This window comes from Streptomyces sp. NBC_00727 (genome assembly GCF_045161745.1).
Taxonomy (GTDB): Bacteria; Actinomycetota; Actinomycetes; order Streptomycetales; family Streptomycetaceae; genus Streptomyces.
On the sequence record NZ_CP108981.1, the window covers coordinates 6,369,542 to 6,387,592 of the forward strand.

Annotated in this window: 16 protein-coding genes; 9 read left to right on the forward strand and 7 right to left on the reverse strand. The window is 68.6% G+C overall.

Annotated features, from left to right (window positions below):
- Positions 1-2: 2 nt before the first annotated feature.
- The 6 genes from OG242_RS28745 to OG242_RS28770 all read right to left on the reverse strand — a co-directional run bounded on the left by OG242_RS28745 (position 3) and on the right by OG242_RS28770 (position 6,514).
- Positions 3-2,075 (reverse strand): MDR family MFS transporter, encoded by a 2,073-nt coding sequence (locus OG242_RS28745; protein WP_405900915.1) that lies wholly within the window; start codon positions 2,073-2,075, stop codon positions 3-5.
- Positions 2,076-2,130: 55 nt separating this feature from the next.
- Positions 2,131-2,952, reverse strand: coding sequence for a hypothetical protein (locus tag OG242_RS28750; RefSeq protein ID WP_405900916.1), 822 nt, complete (start codon positions 2,950-2,952; stop codon positions 2,131-2,133).
- 82 nt (positions 2,953-3,034) lie between these two features.
- Positions 3,035-4,249, reverse strand: a complete 1,215-nt coding sequence (locus OG242_RS28755; RefSeq protein ID WP_405900917.1) for an acyl-CoA dehydrogenase family protein — start codon at positions 4,247-4,249, stop codon at positions 3,035-3,037.
- Between the two features lie 4 nt (positions 4,250-4,253).
- Positions 4,254-4,727: an SCP2 sterol-binding domain-containing protein gene (locus tag OG242_RS28760; protein WP_405900918.1), complete on the reverse strand. Its 474-nt coding sequence runs from the start codon at positions 4,725-4,727 to the stop codon at positions 4,254-4,256.
- A gap of 93 nt (positions 4,728-4,820) precedes the next feature.
- Positions 4,821-5,084, reverse strand: a complete 264-nt coding sequence (locus OG242_RS28765; RefSeq protein WP_405900919.1) for a hypothetical protein — start codon at positions 5,082-5,084, stop codon at positions 4,821-4,823.
- Positions 5,085-5,299: 215 nt separating this feature from the next.
- The gene (locus OG242_RS28770) at positions 5,300-6,514 is read right to left on the reverse strand and encodes a helix-turn-helix domain-containing protein (protein WP_405900920.1); all 1,215 of its coding nucleotides are present in this window, start codon (positions 6,512-6,514) and stop codon (positions 5,300-5,302) included.
- A gap of 766 nt (positions 6,515-7,280) precedes the next feature.
- Between OG242_RS28770 and OG242_RS28775 the strand changes: the two genes are divergently transcribed.
- The 3 genes from OG242_RS28775 (at position 7,281) to OG242_RS28785 (ending at position 10,132) form a co-directional block, all read left to right on the forward strand.
- Entirely contained in the window at positions 7,281-7,898 is a 618-nt protein-coding gene (locus OG242_RS28775; RefSeq protein WP_405900921.1) for a hypothetical protein, read from the forward strand.
- A gap of 112 nt (positions 7,899-8,010) precedes the next feature.
- On the forward strand, positions 8,011-8,565 hold the full coding sequence (locus OG242_RS28780; RefSeq protein ID WP_405900922.1) for a hypothetical protein: 555 nt from the start codon (positions 8,011-8,013) through the stop codon (positions 8,563-8,565).
- Between the two features lie 226 nt (positions 8,566-8,791).
- The gene (locus tag OG242_RS28785) at positions 8,792-10,132 is read left to right on the forward strand and encodes a DUF6801 domain-containing protein (protein ID WP_405900923.1); all 1,341 of its coding nucleotides are present in this window, start codon (positions 8,792-8,794) and stop codon (positions 10,130-10,132) included.
- 70 nt (positions 10,133-10,202) lie between these two features.
- Here OG242_RS28785 and OG242_RS28790 read toward each other — a convergent pair whose 3' ends face one another.
- On the reverse strand, positions 10,203-11,138 hold the full coding sequence (locus OG242_RS28790) for a hypothetical protein (protein WP_405900924.1): 936 nt from the start codon (positions 11,136-11,138) through the stop codon (positions 10,203-10,205).
- A 902-nt stretch (positions 11,139-12,040) separates the two neighbouring features.
- Between OG242_RS28790 and OG242_RS28795 the strand changes: the two genes are divergently transcribed.
- From OG242_RS28795 to OG242_RS28820, 6 genes are read left to right on the forward strand one after another with little or no spacing between them, the layout of a single operon-like run.
- Complete coding sequence (locus OG242_RS28795; RefSeq protein ID WP_026243063.1) at positions 12,041-13,036, forward strand: ABC transporter ATP-binding protein; 996 nt, start codon at positions 12,041-12,043, stop codon at positions 13,034-13,036.
- The gene (locus tag OG242_RS28800; protein WP_018100211.1) at positions 13,033-13,893 is read left to right on the forward strand and encodes an ABC transporter permease; all 861 of its coding nucleotides are present in this window, start codon (positions 13,033-13,035) and stop codon (positions 13,891-13,893) included. Before OG242_RS28795 ends, OG242_RS28800 begins: the two co-directional genes overlap by 4 nt.
- Before the next feature lie 3 nt (positions 13,894-13,896).
- Positions 13,897-14,700 (forward strand): ABC transporter permease, encoded by an 804-nt coding sequence (locus OG242_RS28805; protein ID WP_026171148.1) that lies wholly within the window; start codon positions 13,897-13,899, stop codon positions 14,698-14,700.
- Positions 14,700-16,010, forward strand: coding sequence for an MCE family protein (locus tag OG242_RS28810; protein WP_405900925.1), 1,311 nt, complete (start codon positions 14,700-14,702; stop codon positions 16,008-16,010). The genes OG242_RS28805 and OG242_RS28810 overlap by 1 nt, the downstream gene beginning before the upstream one ends.
- Positions 16,007-17,038 carry an MCE family protein gene (locus OG242_RS28815; RefSeq protein WP_405900926.1) on the forward strand — a complete coding sequence of 344 codons (1,032 nt, stop codon included), beginning with the start codon at positions 16,007-16,009 and terminating at the stop codon, positions 17,036-17,038. Before OG242_RS28810 ends, OG242_RS28815 begins: the two co-directional genes overlap by 4 nt.
- Positions 17,035-18,051: an MCE family protein gene (locus tag OG242_RS28820; RefSeq protein WP_405900927.1), complete on the forward strand. Its 1,017-nt coding sequence runs from the start codon at positions 17,035-17,037 to the stop codon at positions 18,049-18,051. Before OG242_RS28815 ends, OG242_RS28820 begins: the two co-directional genes overlap by 4 nt.

Sequence of the window (18,051 nt, forward strand, 5' to 3'; positions counted from 1 at the left end):
CCTCAGACCGGCGCGCCCGCCGGGGCCACCGGAGCCAGCTCCTGCGTCAGGTCCTCCGCCAGCAGCCGCTTCGCGATCACGTCGACCGCCGCGCGCAGCCGGGCGTCGTCCGGGCGCTCGCCGTCCTCACCCAGCTGTTCGTTGAGCCAGCGCGCCCAGGCGTCGTTGATGGTCCGGGCCTCGCGGCTGCCGGCGGCGGTGTGCGCGAAGAGGTGGCCGTCGCCGGTGAGGAAGCCCTCCTCGATCATGCGGTCGAAGACCGGGACCAGGACCTCCGGCGGGATCCGGTGCCGGGCCGCGATCAGCCGGAGCCCGGCGTGGCCGACCATCCGCGTGAACAGCTCGACCTGCATCACCGCCCAGGCGCCCGCCATGTCCAGCCTGGTGTCCGACTCGGCGACGATGCGCCGTGCCGTCTCCGGCTCCACCCGACGCAGCACCTTGGCCACCGAGAACTCCAGCAGCCGCGCCGAGTCCTGCGTGTTCGGCGAGGCGAAGCCCTCACCCATGTCCGTCGAGCCCGCCCGTACGGTGTCCCGCAGCTTCACCTGCTTGAGGAACAGCGCGACGACGAACCCGAGCAGCGCCACGGGCACCGTCCACAGGAACACCGTGTGCAGGGTGTCGGCGTAGGCCTGGGCCAGCGGCTCCGACTGGGCGGCGGGCAGGGCGTGCAGTCCCTCCGGGCTCTGGGACGCCTTCGCCAGCACGGCGGGGTCGCCGCCCGCCCGCGCGGCCTCGGTGATCCCGTCCTTGAGGTGTGGCCCGAGCGCGTTCGCGTAGATCGTGCCGAACACGGCGGTGCCGAAGGAGCTGCCGAGCGTACGGAAGAAGGTGACGCCCGAGGTCGCCGTGCCCAGGTCCGCGTAGTCGACGGTGTTCTGCACGGCGATCGTCAGGACCTGCATGGAGAGCCCGATGCCGATGCCGAGTACCAGCATGTACAGCGACTCCAGCCAGACCCCGCTGTCCGGGCCCATCCGGGAGAGCAGGAACAGACCGGCCGCCATGACCAGCGAGCCGATGATCGGGAAGATCCGGTAGCGGCCGGTCTTGCTGACCACGTTGCCGCTGAAGATGGACGCGGCGAGCAGACCGACGACCATCGGCAGCGTCCGTACACCCGACTGGGTCGCCGAGTCGCCGTCCACGTACTGGAGGTACGTCGGCAGGAAGATCATCGCGCCGAGCATCGCGAACCCGACGATGAAGCTGAGGATCGAGCAGACCGTGAAGACCGGGTTGCCGAAGAGCCGCATCGGCAGCATCGGTTCCTTCGCCCGGTACTCGACCAGGCAGAACAGCGCGAGCGCCGCGAGCCCGAGGACGAAAAGGCCGATGATGACGCCGGAGCCCCAGGCGTACTCGTTGCCGCCCCAGCTGGTGGCCAGGATCAGGGAGCTGGCCCCGACGGTGACCATCGCGATGCCCAGGTAGTCGATGACCGGCCGCCCGGCCGCCTTGACGGACGGGATCGTACGGGCCGCCGCGATGACCACCACGATCGCGATCGGCACATTGACGTAGAACGCCCAGCGCCACGTCAGATGGTCGGTGAACAGCCCGCCGAGCAGCGGACCGATCACCGTCGACACGCCGAAGACGGCACCGATCGCGCCCTGGTACTTGCCCCGGTCGCGCAGCGGGATGACATCGGCGATCAGCGCCATCGAGGTGACCATCAGACCACCGGCGCCGATGCCCTGGAGGCCGCGCCACACGATCAGCAGCGTCATGTTCGTCGCGAGCCCGCAGAGGAACGAACCGGTGATGAAGATGACCGCGGACAGCTGGAAGACGATCTTCCGCCCGAACAGGTCGCCGAACTTGCCGACCAGGACCGTCGCCACGGTCTCCGCGAGGAGATAGGCGGTGACCACCCACGACATATGGGCGGCGCCCCCGAGGTCCGAGACGATCGTCGGCAGCGCGGTGCCGACGATCGTCTGGTCCAGGGCGGCCAGCAGGATGCCCAGCACGATCGTGGCGAAGACGATGTTGCGGCGGCGGGGATCGAGCACGGGCGGCGCTGCGGCACTCTGCGCGGCGGGGGCGGTCTCGCTGGCAGTGGTCACCTTTGCACCCTCACATCGCGTCGTGTCACCCGCATGCGGGGAACGCCCGGACGTGTCAGCCCAGCAGGTCCCGAAGCGACGCCGTCATGCGGGTGGCGAAAGCCTCTCGTACGGGGGCGGCTACCCGGTCCAGCGAGAGATACGGGTTCAGATCCTCCAGTTCTACGAGGAGCAGCTCACCGTCCGCCGTCCGGCAGGCGTCCACCCGCTGGATGCCGTGGTCCAGCGTGTTCCACTCCACGAACGACCGGGCGAACGCCAGGTCCGCCGCGCTCGCCTCGTACGGCTCCAGCACCCACCGCCGCTCCGGATCCGGGGCGTGCAGCGCGTACTGGAAGTCGTGGTCGACGTAATAGAAGGACACCTCGTAGCGGAAGTCGATCCGGGGCTGGACGAGCAGGGTGCCGTCCGTCCCGGGATCGAGCTCCGGCGTCGTCACGAAGCGCAGGCCCACCGAGTCCGCGCCCAGCTTCGGCTTGACGACGTAGCCCCCGGCGTGCGGCAGCAGCCCGAGGTCCGCTGCCCGGTCCACGGTGGGTATGACCGGGTGTCCGGCCCGGCTCAGGTCCACCAGGTACTGCTTGCCCGCCATGTCCCCGCGGCCGGTCAGCGGGTTGTACACCCGGGTGCCCTGCTCCAGGGCCCGGGCGCGGAACGCGTCGTACGCCTCCTGGTAGTGCAGGACCGGACCGCTGTTGCGTACGACGACGGCGTCGAAGCCGTCGAGCAGGGCGGCGGCGTCGCGCGGGTGGCAGAGCGCGAGGTCGAAGTCCTCGCGCAGCCGTGCCGTCAGGTGGATGTCCTCGTCGCAGTAGCGCCGGCCGCGAGCCTCGTACGCGAGGTCGGTGACGAAGAGGACGGACGGGCGCGCGGGCATGGCGTTTCCCCCGGGTGCGGCGGTGGTACGGACCCGCTCATCCTCGCTCGTTCGGTCCCGCACCCGCCCGCCGCCCCTGTCCTCAGCGGATGTGCCGCCCCGAGATCGCCCGCGCGATGACCAGGCGCTGGATCTCGCTGGTCCCCTCGAAGATCGTGTAGATCTTCGCGTCCCGGTACATCCGCTCCACCGGGTGCTCCCGGCTGTATCCGGCGCCGCCCAGGATCTGGACGGCCTTCTCCGTCGCCGCCACCGCGAGTTCGCCCGCGCGGAGCTTGGACATGGAGCCCTGTCCGGCGTCGAAGGTGCGGTCGTTGCGGGCCATCCACGCGGCCTGCCAGATCAGCAGCCGTACGGCCTCGATCTCGGTACGGATGTCGGCCAGGGCGAACGCGATCGACTGGTTCTCGATGATCGGCCGCCCGAACGCCTCGCGCTCCCCGGCGTACTCCAGCGCGTACTCGTACGCCGCCCGCGCGATGCCCAGCGCCTGGGCGCCGACCGTGGGGCGGCTGACCTCGAAGGTGGCCATCGCGGCCTGCCCCTTGGCGGTGCCGCCCTCGCGGGCGCGGGCGAGGCGGGCGTCCAGCTTCTCCTTGCCGCCGAGCAGGCAGTGCCCCGGCACCCGTACGTCGTCGAGGAAGACGTCCGCCGTGTGGGAGGCGCGCAGGCCGAGCTTCTTGATGGTGCGGCTCGCCGCCAGGCCCTTGGTGCCGGGCGGCACGATGAACGCGGCCTGTCCGCGCGCCCCGAGCGCGGGGTCGACCGAGGCGACGACGACATGGACCTCGGCGATCCCGCCGTTGGTGATCCACGCCTTCTGGCCCGAGATCACCCACTCGTCCTTCGCCTCGTCGTAGCGGGCCTTCGTGGTCATCGCGGAGACGTCGGAGCCGGCCTGCGGTTCGGACACGCAGAACGCCGCGACCTTCGGGTCGTCCTCGTCGCCGTAGCACTGGGGCACCCACTCGGCGAGCTGGTCCGGGGTGCCGGAGGCGAAGATCCCGGCGACGGCGAGCGAGGTGCCGAACAGGGCCATGCCGATGCCGGCGTCGCCCCAGAACAGCTCCTCGTTGGCTATCTGGAGGGAGAGCCCCGACGGGTCGCCGTACATGTCGGCCAGTGACTCGAACCCGTAGAGGCCGATCCGGGCGGCCTCCTGGATGACCGGCCAGGGCGTCTCCTCGCGGGCGTCCCACTCGGCCGCCGCCGGGCGCACCACCTGGGCGGCGAAGCCGTGCACCCAGTTGCGCAGGTCCTGCTGCTCCTCGGTGAGTGCGAGGGAGAAGTAGCTCACCGGCTCACGCCTTCGGGATGTCGAAGTAGCGCGTGAGGCCCGAGGCCAGGCCGACGTCACCGGCCACCTTCAGCTTGCGCATCATGAACATCGTGATCGGGTTGCTGTTGCCGGAGACCAGCTTCAGGAACTCCGCGTCCGCCATGATCAGCGTCGTACGCGGCTCGGCGTCCGAGCGGCCCTCGCTGACGGTGCAGGTGCCGTCCGCGATCGAGGTCTCGTAGACCACCTCCGTGTCACCGGTGATCTTCCAGCGGATCAGCGCGGTGAGCGCCCCCGCCGCCTCCGGGCGGAACTGCTGCTTCATCCGGCCGAAGACCTCGCCGAGCACCCGGGCGCGCAGCTCGCCGTGCATGACCTCGCCGAGCTGCTTGGCGGACAGGCCCTTCACGATCCGCGCGAACTCCTCGGGGGAGACGGCCGCGAAGTCGAGGGCGGCCAGTTCGTCGGTGACATTGCCGCTGCTGTTGTCGGCCACGCCAGTTCCTTACTCTGAAGTAAACTTACTTTTGAGTAAGGTAAGGGGGCGGCGGTCTCTTCGCAAGGTGCGCGAGTGGGCCGTTCCGCGGGGTCACCAGGCGGAACCGGCGCGCACCACAAGGCGGGGGTGGTGGGCGGCGAGCACCTTGTTGGCACGGGCCAGCTCCGACAGGGCCTGCTCGCGGTCGGCCTGGTCCTCGATGCCCAGCCGGGGCCCGCGGAACCTGCGGACCTCGCGCGCGGCGCAGTCGGCGTCGAACTCGGCCCGGAGGATGTGCGCGGGGGTGCAGGCGCCGATGAGCGCGGCGATGCGGTCCGGGATGGGGACGGGGACGAGCAGGTGTGAGGCGGTCATGAGGGGTTCCCTCTCGATGGTGGCCAGGAGGTCGGGCGTCGGACCGCCGGGTGGGCGGACCGACTCCACTCCATATAACGAGACGCAGTTCCTGGTTTCTCGTTGAGTACGTCTCCGTGTGGCAACCGTTTGGGAATGACCGGCTATTTCCCCTTACCAGCAAGTAGGTTGACTTCGCGTGAAGTGCTCGTCGGGCTGAGGACGCGTCGCGCTGTTCAGATGGGTGTGTCGTTGCTGCGGGCGCGCAGCTGCATGGCGCGGAGCACGGTCTCCGTCGAGAACCGCGCCTCCGGATCGACCAGTTGATCGCCGAAGATCGATTCCAGATTGCGCATCCGGTAGCGGACGGTCTGGGGGTGTACGTCGAGCAGCTCGCCCATCTGGGCCGCCGTGCCACGGGTGTCGAGCCAGATCCGCAGTGTTTCGACGAGCCGTTCGCGCCGGTTGGCGCTGATGTTGGCCATCGGCGCGAGTTCGCGGCGCGCGAGCTGGTCGAGGAGGACCGGATCGGAGAGCAGCCACAGGGTGATGAGGTGGTCCTCGCAGAGAATGGCCGGCGCGTCGTCGATGACGCCGGCGTCCACGAGTTCCAGCACCCGCCGGGCCCAGCGGAAGGAGTCCGACGCCAGGGACGCGGGCACGGTGAGGCCGATGGCGGCGCGGACCCCCGGGAGCGCGTGCTCCAGCATGCGTCTTCGCATGTCGTCGAAGGGGCCCGGGATCAGTAAGTGCGGCTGAGGATCGGTGAAGTCGACGAGTACGTCACGGTCGATCGCCAGCCGGTCCAGATCGGGGGACGGGCGCACGGCTACGAGCGTCACCTCGTCCGGCAGTGTCCAGCCTGTCTGCTCGCACAGCTCGGCGATGGCCACGCGCGGCACCGGCCGTCCCGCCAGGATCAGGTGCAGCAGCCTGCGCCGCAAGGTGTCCGTGTGGTCGTCGGAGGCGGACCTCACCTCCAAGTAGCCCTCGCGCGACAGGGCTTCCAGCTCGTCCACGTATGAGAACAGCGCGTCCGCGAACGTCAGCATCATGGTGGGGGAGAGGTTGTAGCGCCTGCCGATCTTCTTCGCCCGGCGCAGTGCGACGCGGGCGCCCAGCCGGTACGCCCCCTGCAACTGGTCCAGGCCGCGCCCCTCGTACGCCTCGAACCGGCCGAACCTGCGGCACATCTCGTCGCGCAGCGCGGAGGGCGCGGCCGGCTCGGCCACCTGGTCCACGAACACGGAGATGCTCTGCTCGACGCCGACCCGGATGCCCTGGCCGTACGGGCCGTCGAGGAGTCGCGCGTACTCGGGGTAGGCGCGGGTCACCTCAAGGCCGATCTCCTTGATGAGGCTGGGCAGTTCGGGCCGCACGATCGTGGCGAACTCCTGAGGCAGCGGTCCCAGCGGCTCTCCCAGCTCCGAGGGTTGCGCAACTCCCGGCATACCTTGACCCCTTCTTGCTCTTCGGCGCCCGATGGGGGGTGACGGACGGGAGAGCGCTCCCACCCGTCCTCAGGTGCGTACCGACATCGGCTGCCGAAGATAGTCCACGTATGTGGCCCTGAACACAGGCAGGACAAGACGAAATGTACGGGACACGTATCGGCTGGTTTCGGCCACCTGTCCGATGGACCTCCGCACTCGGGGCCGGCTTGCGGATCACTCGTGCGGTGTTGATACCGGGGTCCGGATTCCGGTAATGCGACGGTGGCTCCGGCGCGTGCTCCCGGCCTTCTGAACAATGTCACTCTCGCTATTCGCGGTTAATTTCACTGGGCCGGCGGAGGGAGGTCAAGGGGGTGGCGTTGGTGCCGGGTGAGCGGGGCGGCGTGGCGGGGGAGGTCGCACGGCAGGGCTGTGACGTGGGGCGTTGGTTCGAGCTGGGGGCGGTTCCGTCATCGGGTGAGCACGAGCTGGTGCGTCGGCTCCGGGGGAACTGCTCACTTATCGATAAAAAATCTGCGGGCCGTACTCGCCCCGTAAGCAATTTCTGAGAGAGGGCGATGATTGTGGAGATTCTTTGTTCCAGCGTGTTGCGGAGCGACATTACTCGCCCGTAGCGTCATCGTCGAACGCAAGAGGTCGAGCAGTCGGTCAGGTCGGACTGCCACATTCCTGTCTCGTGACCCCCCACTCCGGGAGCGCCGCTTACCCGGCCGGAAGTGGCCCCCCGGTGTAGGTCACACACCCTCGAAGGGAACCGGATTCCGTGAACACCCTTGCACGTAGAGCCGCCATCATCGTCACCGCCGCCGGCGCCGCCCTCGGCATGGCGGTCACCACAGCTTCCGCCGGCACCACGTCCACGTGGTCGGCGACCCCGTCCGGGGCGTACACCGCCCACGCGGATGGCCCCACGCTGGACGTCCCGTTCGCGAACCTCGTCTGTGACTCCTCCGACGTGACGTCGGGCAACGTCGCCGCGAGCAGCTCCACGGGTGCCAACATGGCCACCATCGCCAACATCACCTTCACCAACTGCTCCGTCGGCGGCCTCGACTTCGACGTCACGATGACCGCGACGCCGTGGAAGATCAACGTCACCGGCGTGGACCCCTCGCACTCCAACCGGGTCAAGGGCAACGTCACCAACATCTCCGCCCACATCGAGGGCTTCGCCTGCACCGCCGACTTCACCGGAAAGGTGTACGGCTACTACGACAACAGCGCCGGCAACCTGGTCATCGACGGGTCGGGCACCGAGCTGGTCGCGTCCAACGCGGACTGCCTCGGCCTGGTCAACGACGACGACGTGGCGTCCTTCAACGCCTCGTACCACGTCAACGTCACCTCGACCGGCACGTCGCCGGTGATCAGCACGCCGTAAGGCCGCTGGAGCAACACGGGTACGGGTCGGCCGCGGAGCCTCTTCGCGGCCGGCCCGGCCTTCTCGTTATGGGCGCCGCGCGAGGCGCCCCGACCCGTAAGGATGTGTGTTCGTGAAACGTCGTACGCGAAGATCCGCCGTCGTCGCGGTCGCCATCGCCGCGGCTCTCGGTTCCGCGGTCTCCCCGGCCTCGGCCGGGACCGCCTCCGTGGAGACGCTGACGCCGCCGGGGCCCTACACGGCCCATGCCATCGATCCGACCCTGCAGATGATGGGCCCGCTGACATGCGACTCCTCCAGCGTGAGCGGGTCGCTCTACACCGGTGCCGTCGTCGCCGACGTCACCCTCGCCTCGTTCACCAACTGCGCACTCATCGGCATGAGCCTCGATCTGACGGTCACGGCGGCCCCCTGGCAGGTCACGGGTATCGGGCCCAGCACCTCGAACCCGAATGTCTACGAGGTCCTCGTCCAGGGCGTCGCGATCCACGTCGTGGGCTTGGGCTGTTCCGTCGACCTCGCAGGCTCCCTTCACGGGCACTTCGACACCACCACTGACGACCTCGTCATCGACGACGACCTGATCGCGGTTGACGCCGCCTGCCTCGGCCTCGTCAATGACGACGACCTGGTCCACTACAACGCCACGTACCACGTCAACGGCTAGGCACAACCCCGGTAGGAAACACCGCTCGCACCCCGTGGAGGACAGGCCAGATATGCACACCCAGATACCTGCGACCCGTGCGGGGCGTTCCGTGAAGGTCGCCTCCGTCGCCGGGCTGGCCCTGCTCGCCGGGCTGCTGTCCGGCGGAGGCTCGGCCGCCGACGAGAACGCCGGGCCTGCCGGCCTCGCCGCTGCCTGCGGGACCGAGGACCGGGCCGAGGCGGCCGTGGCCGCCACCGTGGCCCTGTCGGTGGACGTCCCGGAGACCGGTGAGGTGCATCGTCCGGTGCAGCCGGGACCCGTGTCGTTCGCCCTCACGCTCTCGCGCGCTGATCTCGCCGCGCTGCTGCCGGAGGGTGCCGAGGCCGTCGTGAGCCGGGCCGCGCTGAGGGTGAAGGTCGCCCAGAACGGCGAGTCGGCCGAGGTTCCGTGGCAGCTCAACGCGCCGAGTACGCCCCTTCCCGTCGACGGCGACGTGGCGCTCGTCCACACCGGCGAGGTCCCCTACGTGACGTTCGGGTCCGCGGGTGATGTCGACTTCTCGGTGGGTGAGTTCACGGTCGAACTGCGGTCCGCCACGGCGGCGCCCGAGGCGAGCGCACCCGCTTTGGCCACGGTGACATGCCGGTTCGAGGAGGGTGAGAGCGGACATCTCGCGACCACGCACGTGACCGACGTCAACGAGGACGAGCCGTCCGGGAGCCCCGTGACCCCCGCCACCCCGGCGGGCGGTACAGCCAGAGCGGAGGACGAGGACATCACGGTGGAACCGCTGGCTGCCGAGGACGAGGACCCCGACTACTGTCCCGTCGACCCGCCGGTGGGGGAAATGGACGCGAGTGAGGCACCGCAACTACCACCGGGCGACCCCGCGAGAGTCCTGGAGAACCCCAAGGCGCCACCCAGTTGCGCCAACGCGGCAGGCCTGGCCAACGTGTGGAAGCTGAACGGGGCCATGATCATCAACGATCCGGCTGATCCGGCGCTGATCAGTGTGATCACAGCGAAAAGAACGGTCATCCGACCGACCCAGGCGCCGGGCGGATACTATTTCCGGATCGATTCGCTCGCGAACCTGAAGCTTCCGGACGCCGATTCCACCTTTCTCACCTTCGGCTTCCAGCCGGTGACAGCGAAGGTCTCGTTCGAGAACGGTCCCATGACCATCTCGACGGGCACATCCGGATCCGGCCCGGACAAGATCGTGTTCTCCACGGCTTACTTTCAGCAGTCCTTGCGCCTCCACGACGTCAAGGTCAACGGCACGCCACTCGACGTAGGTGGCAACTGCCGGACGGCGAAACCGTTCAAGGTGGTGCTGAATGGTGGCGACGCGTACAAGAACGTCGGCGTGGGCGGACTCTTGGAGGGTGAGGTCGACATCCCGCCCTTCACTGGCTGCGGCACGGGCGGTGAGGACCTGAATCCGCTCTTCACCGCCTCCCTCTCGGGGCCCGGGAACCGGATCTTCATGAATCAGGCTTCCACCTGCGTTCCGAGCAACCCCACCCGCTCGTACTGCCCGCCCCCGCCGGCGGTCCTTCCCGGAACGAAGCCCGCCACATAGTCCGTCCGGCACACCGAAGGGGCCGCCTCCGTGAGGAGGCGGCCCCTTCAGCCTTCACGTGCGGGAGTGGCTACCGCACCGCCGAGTGCCAGTACTGCGCCAGCAGCTTGCCCGCGTTGGGCGCCTGGTCACGCGGCTTGTTCATCGTCGCCACGTACGTCTGCGCCTCGTTCAGCGTGACGTTGTTGTTGCCGGCGGCCGACGGCAGGCCCGTCTTCAGGTTGACCGCCCAGTTCAGCGAGCCGAGGAGACCGCAGCCGCTGGTGCCGGGCACCGCGTACGTCGTGTCGGTCTGGGTGGCGCCCAGGAGGTTGAGCCGGTTCATCTGGCCGGCCGTGTCCGGGGTTCCGTCGCCGGCGAACTTCTCGCTGGAGATGGCCGGCTGCGTCAGGTTCTGCGGCTTGAGCAGGATCGGGTTGGAGGAGGAGCCGATGTAGCACTTGTCGCCGAGGAGCGGGTTCTCCAGGTGGATGCGGACCGGGAGGGTGAGGATCGGCTTGCCGGTCGTCGTCCCGGCCACGAGCTGGAAGCCGGTCGGGGCGTTGACCGACTCGATGGTCGCCGTCACCCGGTTCAGGTTGACGTCGGTGAGCGTCTTGCAGATGCCGGTGACGACGGGTATGTCGTTCGGGCACATCAGGCCGAGCAGACCGCCCGGCACCTTCGCGGAGTCGGCGATGAGCGCGCCGTCGCCCGGGGAGATCACGGTGGACGTGCCGCCCGGGTGGTTGACCACGCCGACCTGGAGGTCGCTGGCGCCGACCGGCACCTCGGTGTTGCCCAGCTTGATGGAGCCGCTCGTCGAGTGGGAGGACACACAGATCGCGGTGTCCGTCGCTCCGTCGGCCGCCAGCATGGCCGGGTCGTCGACCGGGCAGCGGCTGAAGGGCGCCCAGCTTCCGTTCAGCGTCGTCGTGGCGGCCGTGGCCGAGCCCGTCGACGCGACGGCGGCGAGAGCGGTGAAGGAGGCCAGCAGCCCCACACGTACCCGGTTCGAGGTTCTCATGTCTTCCCCTTGTTTCCGATGGGAGGCGGCCGCCGTCGAGGCAGGCCGGGTGAGCCCGGAAATACTCGGTGCGCAGCGAATTGAGCACGGAATGCGGAATGCGGGTGCCGGGACACGTCGGACGGAGCCAGTACGAAATCCCATTCACCGAGCCGTGAGGTTACTGGCGGGAAACACCGGTACACAATCCCGCCGTATGAGAATCTATGGACGCAACGTGCATCTCCGTCAGGGGTGAGTACGAGATCCGGCCTTCTTGTCACATGGTGCGCAGATCCTCGCGGGCACGGCGCCGGCGCCGGTCGCCCAGATATGCGGAATCCCGCCTGCCGCTTGTGTATTCGAGCCGGTCCCGAGCGGGTTCCGGTGCCCGCTGGACTGTGTGAGGCCCCGTCGGCCGGCCCCGGAACTTGTCACCCGGAGACAATTTTTCCGGCCGCTCTGCTCAATCGATGCGAAAGAACCAACCCCTTTGCGCCCTCGCGTGAAAACTTGATGACCTGGTATTGCGGGGCAGGTTACTCACCCGTAGCGTCGCCTCCGTCAGCAACTCCTCCGGCGCGTCCGGAGATTGCTCACCCGCGGGTAGGGAGACCGGGCGCATCCCCAGTGTCCGGGACCCCGTTCCAGGAGGGCGTCGCCCTCGGAATCTTCACACCGGCGGAGCTCTTCCTCCGGAACCCCACGGCGCAGACTCCCTGGGTCGCGGGGTTCCGGCCTGCACCGACGGACGGCAGTGCGCAGTAGTTCACAAGATCGGAACCGGAATTTGTCATCGGATGACAAGCGGGCCGGATCTTTGCGAATGGGCTGTTCAAGGGCTTGTCCTGGCGGTGCCGGTGAACTTAACGTGCGCCCCTCGGCGCATTTCTGTCACTTCGTGAGCGCATGCAGGAGGTGGGATGGGAATCGAAGTAGTGGTCGAAGGCCTCACCAAGTCTTTCGGCAAGCAGAACATCTGGCAGGATGTGTCGCTCACGCTTCCCGCAGGCGAGGTCAGTGTCATGCTCGGCCCGTCCGGGACGGGAAAGACGGTGTTCCTCAAATCCATCATCGGTCTGCTCAAACCCGAACGCGGTCGCGTTCTCGTCAATGGCGTCGACATGGTGAACGGTGCAGAGCGGGACATCATGGAGGCGCGCAAGCTCTTCGGCCTCATGTTCCAGGACGGTGCCCTTTTCGGGTCGATGTCGCTTTTCGACAACATCGCGTTCCCGCTCCGGGAGCACACCCGTAAGAAGGAATCCGAGATCCGCCGCATCGTCATGGAGCGGATCGACGTCGTGGGTCTCCTCGGCGCCGAGAACAAGCTGCCCGGCGAGATATCCGGCGGTATGCGCAAGCGCGCCGGCCTCGCCCGCGCCCTCGTCCTGGACCCCCAGATCATCCTCTGCGACGAGCCGGACTCCGGCCTCGACCCGGTCCGCACCGCGTACATCTCCCAGCTCCTCGTCGACCTCAACGCGCAGATCGACGCGACGATGCTCATCGTCACCCACAACCTCGACATCGCCTCCACCGTGCCCGACAACATGGGAATGCTGTTCTGCCGCAACCTCGTCACCTTCGGGCCCCGCGAGGTGCTGCTCACCAGCGACCTGCCCGTCGTCAACCAGTTCCTCGCCGGCCGCTGCGAGGGGCCCATCGGCATGTCCGAGGAGAAGGACGCCGCGACCCTCGCCGCCGAGGAGCTCAACGGCTACGGCCAGGGCATCAGCTCGGCCAACGCACCGCGCACCGTCGTCCCCCAGCTGGAGCCCTCACCGGGCCTGCCGGTGCGCCAGGGCGCCCTGCGCCGCCGGGAGCGGGTGATGTCGATGCTCGGCGAGCTGCCGGAGGCGGCCCGTACCGCCATCCTCAACAGCTACAGCCCGGCCGTGGGCGGTGGACGCCGGTGACCGCCCCCATGCCCGTACGGCCCCCCGGGGAACCCGAGCCGGTGGACCGGGCCCCGGAGCCCGCGAAGGCGCCCGAGGCCCCGCGCCCCAGCAAACTCGCCGCGCCCCTGCGCGAGACCGGGCGGCTGTTCGCGCTGGCCGGAACGGTGACCCGCGAGACCTTCCGCCGGCCGTTCCAGGTGCGGGAGTTCATCGAGCAGTTCTGGTTCGTCGCCAGCGTGACCATCCTGCCCGCCGCCCTCGTGTCCATCCCGTTCGGCGCGGTCATCGCCCTCCAGGTCGGCTCGCTCACCCAGCAGCTCGGCGCCCAGTCCTTCACCGGCGGCGCCAGCGTCCTCGCCGTCATCCAGCAGGCCAGCCCGATCATCGTGGCCCTGCTGGTCTCCGGGGCCGCCGGGTCCGCGATCTGCGCCGACCTCGGCTCCCGCAAGATCCGCGAGGAGCTGGACGCCATGGAGGTCATGGGCGTCTCGCCCGTGCAGCGCCTGGTCGTCCCGCGTGTGCTCGCCACCATGCTCGTCGCCGTCCTGCTCAACGGCCTCGTCTCGGTCGTCGGCACCCTGGGCGGCTACTTCTTCAACGTGATCCTGCAGCACGGCACCCCGGGCGCGTACCTCTCCAGCTTCTCCGCCCTCGCCCAGCTGCCCGACCTCTACGTCAGCGAGGTCAAGGCCCTGATCTTCGGCTTCATCGCCGGCATCGTCGCCGCCTACCGCGGCCTCAACCCGCGCGGCGGCCCGAAGGGGGTGGGCGACGCGGTCAACCAGTCCGTCGTCATCACCTTCATGCTGCTGTTCTTCGTGAACATGGTCCTCACGGCGATCTACCTGCAGATCGTCCCCGCGAAGGGGAGCTGACCCATGTCAATGCTCGGCTGGCTCGACAGATCAGGCGACCAACTCACCTTCTACGTACGGGCACTGATCTGGATTCCGCGCACCCTGCGCCGCTACCTCAAGGAGGTCCAGCGCCTCCTCGCCGAAGTCGCCTTCGGCAGCGGCGGCCTCGGGGTCGTCGGCGGCACCATCGGCGTCATGATCGCGATGACCCTGGCCACCGGCACGGTCGTCGGCCTCCAGGGCTACGCGGCCCTCAACCAGATCGGCACCGCCGCGTTCACCGGCTTCATCTCCGCGTACTTCAACACCCGCGAGATCGCCCCGCTCGTCGCCGGACTCGCGCTCTCCGCGACCGTCGGCGCCGGCTTCACCGCGCAGCTCGGCGCGATGCGCATCAACGAGGAGGTCGACGGCCTCGAATCGATGGGCGTGCGCTCCATGCCCTACCTCGTCACCACGCGCATCATCGCCGGCGTCGTCGCCATCATCCCGCTGTACGCGATCGGACTGCTCTCCTCGTACGTCGCGTCCCGCTACGTCACCGTCCTGTTCAACGGACAGTCGGCGGGCACGTACGACCACTACTTCAATCTCTTCCTGTCCCCGGCGGACGTGCTCCTGTCGGTGCTCAAGGTGCTGATCTTCAGCGTGATGGTGATCCTCGCCCACTGCTACTACGGCTTCCACGCCACCGGCGGCCCCGCCGGGGTCGGTGTGGCCGTCGGCCGGTCCGTGCGGAACGCGATCGTGCTGATCAGCGTCACCGACTTCTTCCTCTCGCTCGCCATCTGGGGCGCCACGACGACGGTGAAGGTGGCCGGCTGATGACATCCCGCGCCATCCGCACCACCACCCGCAGAACCGCCGGAGTCGCCCTCTTCCTCGTGCCCGCTGTCCTCATCTGGGTCTCGGTCTCGGTGTACGAGAAGGACTTCACGCACGACGCGACGGTCACCGTACGCACATCCAGCGTCGGCAACGAGATGCACGAGAACGCCGACGTGAAGCTGCGCGGCGTCGTCGTCGGCCAGGTCCGCGACATCGCCGCCGACGGCGACGGGGCCCGGCTCACCCTCGCGATCAAGCCGGACAAGCTGGACCGCATTCCGGCCGACGTCTCCGCCCAGATGCTGCCCACCACCCTCTTCGGGGAACGGTTCGTCGCCCTCGTACCGCCGGCCGTGCCCTCGACGAAGACCCTCGGCGCCGGCGACGTCATCCCGCAGGACCGGTCCAGCAACGCCATCGAGCTGGAAGAGGTCCTCGACAACGTCCTGCCGCTGCTCACCGCCGTGAAGCCGGAGAAGCTGTCCGCAACCCTCAACGCGGTCTCCACCGCACTCGAGGGGCGCGGCGAGAAGCTCGGCGACACCCTCGTGAAGCTCGACGCCCACCTCCAGAGGTTCAACCCGCAACTCCCCACGCTCAACGAGGACATCAAGGAACTCGTCAAGGTCAGCCGGCTATACGCGGACTCCGCCCCCGACGTCCTGGACGCCCTCACCGACTTCACCACCACGAGCGGCACCCTCGCCGAACAGCAGGCGAACCTCGCGAACGTGTACGGCTCCACCACCGCCTCCGCCCGCGATGTCACCGCCTTCCTCCAGCGGAACAAGGACAACCTCATCCGGCTCGCCGCGAGCGGCAGGCCCACCCTGGAGACCCTGGCGAAGTACTCCTCGGAATTCCCCTGCACCCTGCGCACCGTCGCCAACTTCGTGCCGGCGATGGACAAGGCGCTCGGCAAGGGCACCGACCAGCCCGGACTGCACGTCACGCTCAAGACCGTGCCGTCCAAGGGCAAGTACGTCGCCGGCAAGGACACCCCGGTCTACGACTCCACCGGCGGACCGCACTGCTACTCCGTCCCGTACGTCGGCGCGACCGTACCGACCGCGGACGCCAGGCCCGCCGCCGAAAACGCCCCGACGGGCCCCGGCCCGGACACCGACACCCCGGTGGAGGTCCCGGCCGCGAACCCGTCGCTCGGCATGCCCAACTCCCCGCAGGAGAGCCGGCTCGTCAACGAACTGGTCGCTCCCTCACTGAAAGTCCGGCCGCAGGCCCTGCCCGAGTGGAGCAGCGTGCTCATCGGCCCGGCCTTCCGCGGTGTGGAGGTGAAGCTCAAGTGAAGCGCCGTTCCATCGCGGGACCGCTCGCGAAATCGATCGTCTTCATCGTGGTGACGAGCCTGGCCACCACGGTCCTGGCCCTGTCCATCGCCAACACCGGTGTGGGCGACACCCGTTCGTACAAGGCCCGGTTCACGGACGCGACCGGCCTCATCGCCGGCGACAGCGTCCGCGTCGCCGGCGTCAAGGTCGGCCAGGTCGAGTCCATCGAGGTCGCGGACCGCCGGGTCGCCGAGGTCCGCTTCAGCGTCCGCAGGAGCAAGAAGCTGCCGGCCTCGGTCACCGCGTCGATCAAGTACCTCAACATGGTCGGCCAGCGCTACATCGACCTGGGCCAGGGCGCCGGACCCGTCGGCGAGAGCTTCGCCCCGGGCTCCACCATCCCGCTGTCGCGCACCACCCCGGCGCTCGACCTCACCCAGCTCTTCAACGGCTTCCAGCCCCTCTTCGAAGGGCTCTCACCGCCCGACGTCAACGAGCTGGCCGGCTCCATCGTCCAGGTGCTCCAGGGCGAGGGCGGCACCATCGACTCCATCCTCCAGCACGTCGGCTCGCTGACCGGCACGGTCGCCGCCAAGGACAAGGTGATCGGCGAGGTGATCAAGAACCTCAACACGGTCCTGAAGACCGTCAACGACCGGGAAGCCGGCTTCAACGACCTCGTCGACACCCTCCAGGCCCTCGTCACCGGCTTCGCGGGCGACCGCAAGCCCCTCGGTGAGGCCGTCACCGCGATGGGCGCGCTCACCACGGTCACCGCGGACCTCTTCGAGGACGGCCGGGGGCCCCTCAAGGACGACATCAAACAGCTCGGCCGGCTCTCCGGAAACCTGGCCGACAACACCCCGAAGATCGAGAACTTCCTGCAGAAGACCCCGGCCAAGATGGAGGCCATCAGCCGTCTCACCTCGTACGGCTCCTGGCTCAACCTCTACCTCTGCGAGGCCAAGGTCAGCGGCGTGACGACCAGCGACGGCAGCACCCCGCCGACCGGCATCGAGATCACCCAGCCGAGGTGCCTGTCATGATCAAGCCGATACGTCACCGCAACCCCGTCGCCGTCGGCATCGTGGGACTGCTCCTGCTGGCCCTCATCGGCTTCGGCGCCTACCGGGCCGACTCGCTCCCCTTCATCGGGGGCGGCACCACCTACAGCGCCGACTTCACCGAGTCCGCCGGACTCGGCGAGGGCGACGAGGTCCGCATCGCCGGCGTCAAGGTCGGCAAGGTCACCGGCGTCTCCCTGGACGGTGCCAAGGTGAAGGTCACCTTCAAGGTCAAGGACGCCTGGATCGGCAACGCCAGCACCGTCGGCATCGCCATCAAGACGCTCCTCGGCGAGAAGTACCTCGCCGTCGACCCGCTGGGCGACTCCCCGCAGGACCCGGACGAGCGCATCACCGCCTCCCGCACCACCTCCCCGTACGACGTCACCCAGGCGTTCAACGGACTGGGCGAGACCATCGGGGAGATCGACACCGAGCAGCTCGCCAAGAGCTTCGAGACGATCTCCGCCACTTTCAAGGACTCCCCGCCCGACGTGAAGAGCGCCGCCAAGGGGCTCTCCGCGCTGTCGAAGACCGTCTCCGAACGCGACGCGCAGCTGGCGACCCTGCTCAAGGGCAGCAAGAAGCTCACCAAGACCCTCGCCAACAAGAAGAGCGGCTTCGAAACCCTCCTGGACGACGGCAACCTGCTCCTCGGCGAGATCCAGGCCCGCCGCGACTCCATCCACCTGCTGCTCACCGGCACCCGCGACCTGGGCACCCAGCTCACCGGTCTCGTCTCCGACAACAACAAGCAGCTGAAGCCGACCCTCAAGGCGCTCGGCCGGGTCACCGCGGTCCTGAAGAAGAACCGCAAGAGCCTCGACCAGGTCCTCGCGCTCGCCGGGTCCTACAACCGGCTCGTCGGCAACACCCTCGGCAGCGGCCGCTGGTTCGACAACTACGTGTGCGGTGTCGTCCCGAAGAACTACCTCCCCGCGAACACACCCCCGGCGACCGGCTGCATGCCTCCGAAGCAGGAAGGCGGGCACTGA

What these genes read in the sequence shown, in the direction of transcription:
- OG242_RS28750 (WP_405900916.1), bottom strand. Translation starts at nt 2,952, where the DNA reads ATGCCCGCGCGCCCGTCCGTCCTCTTCGTCACCGACCTCGCGTACGAG.
- OG242_RS28765 (WP_405900919.1), bottom strand. Translation starts at nt 5,084, where the DNA reads ATGACCGCCTCACACCTGCTCGTCCCCGTCCCCATCCCGGACCGCATC.
- OG242_RS28770 (WP_405900920.1), bottom strand. Translation starts at nt 6,514, where the DNA reads ATGCCGGGAGTTGCGCAACCCTCGGAGCTGGGAGAGCCGCTGGGACCG.
- OG242_RS28790 (WP_405900924.1), bottom strand. Translation starts at nt 11,138, where the DNA reads ATGAGAACCTCGAACCGGGTACGTGTGGGGCTGCTGGCCTCCTTCACC.
- OG242_RS28795 (WP_026243063.1), top strand. Translation starts at nt 12,041, where the DNA reads ATGGGAATCGAAGTAGTGGTCGAAGGCCTCACCAAGTCTTTCGGCAAG.
- OG242_RS28805 (WP_026171148.1), top strand. Translation starts at nt 13,897, where the DNA reads ATGTCAATGCTCGGCTGGCTCGACAGATCAGGCGACCAACTCACCTTC.
- OG242_RS28810 (WP_405900925.1), top strand. Translation starts at nt 14,700, where the DNA reads ATGACATCCCGCGCCATCCGCACCACCACCCGCAGAACCGCCGGAGTC.
- OG242_RS28820 (WP_405900927.1), top strand. Translation starts at nt 17,035, where the DNA reads ATGATCAAGCCGATACGTCACCGCAACCCCGTCGCCGTCGGCATCGTG.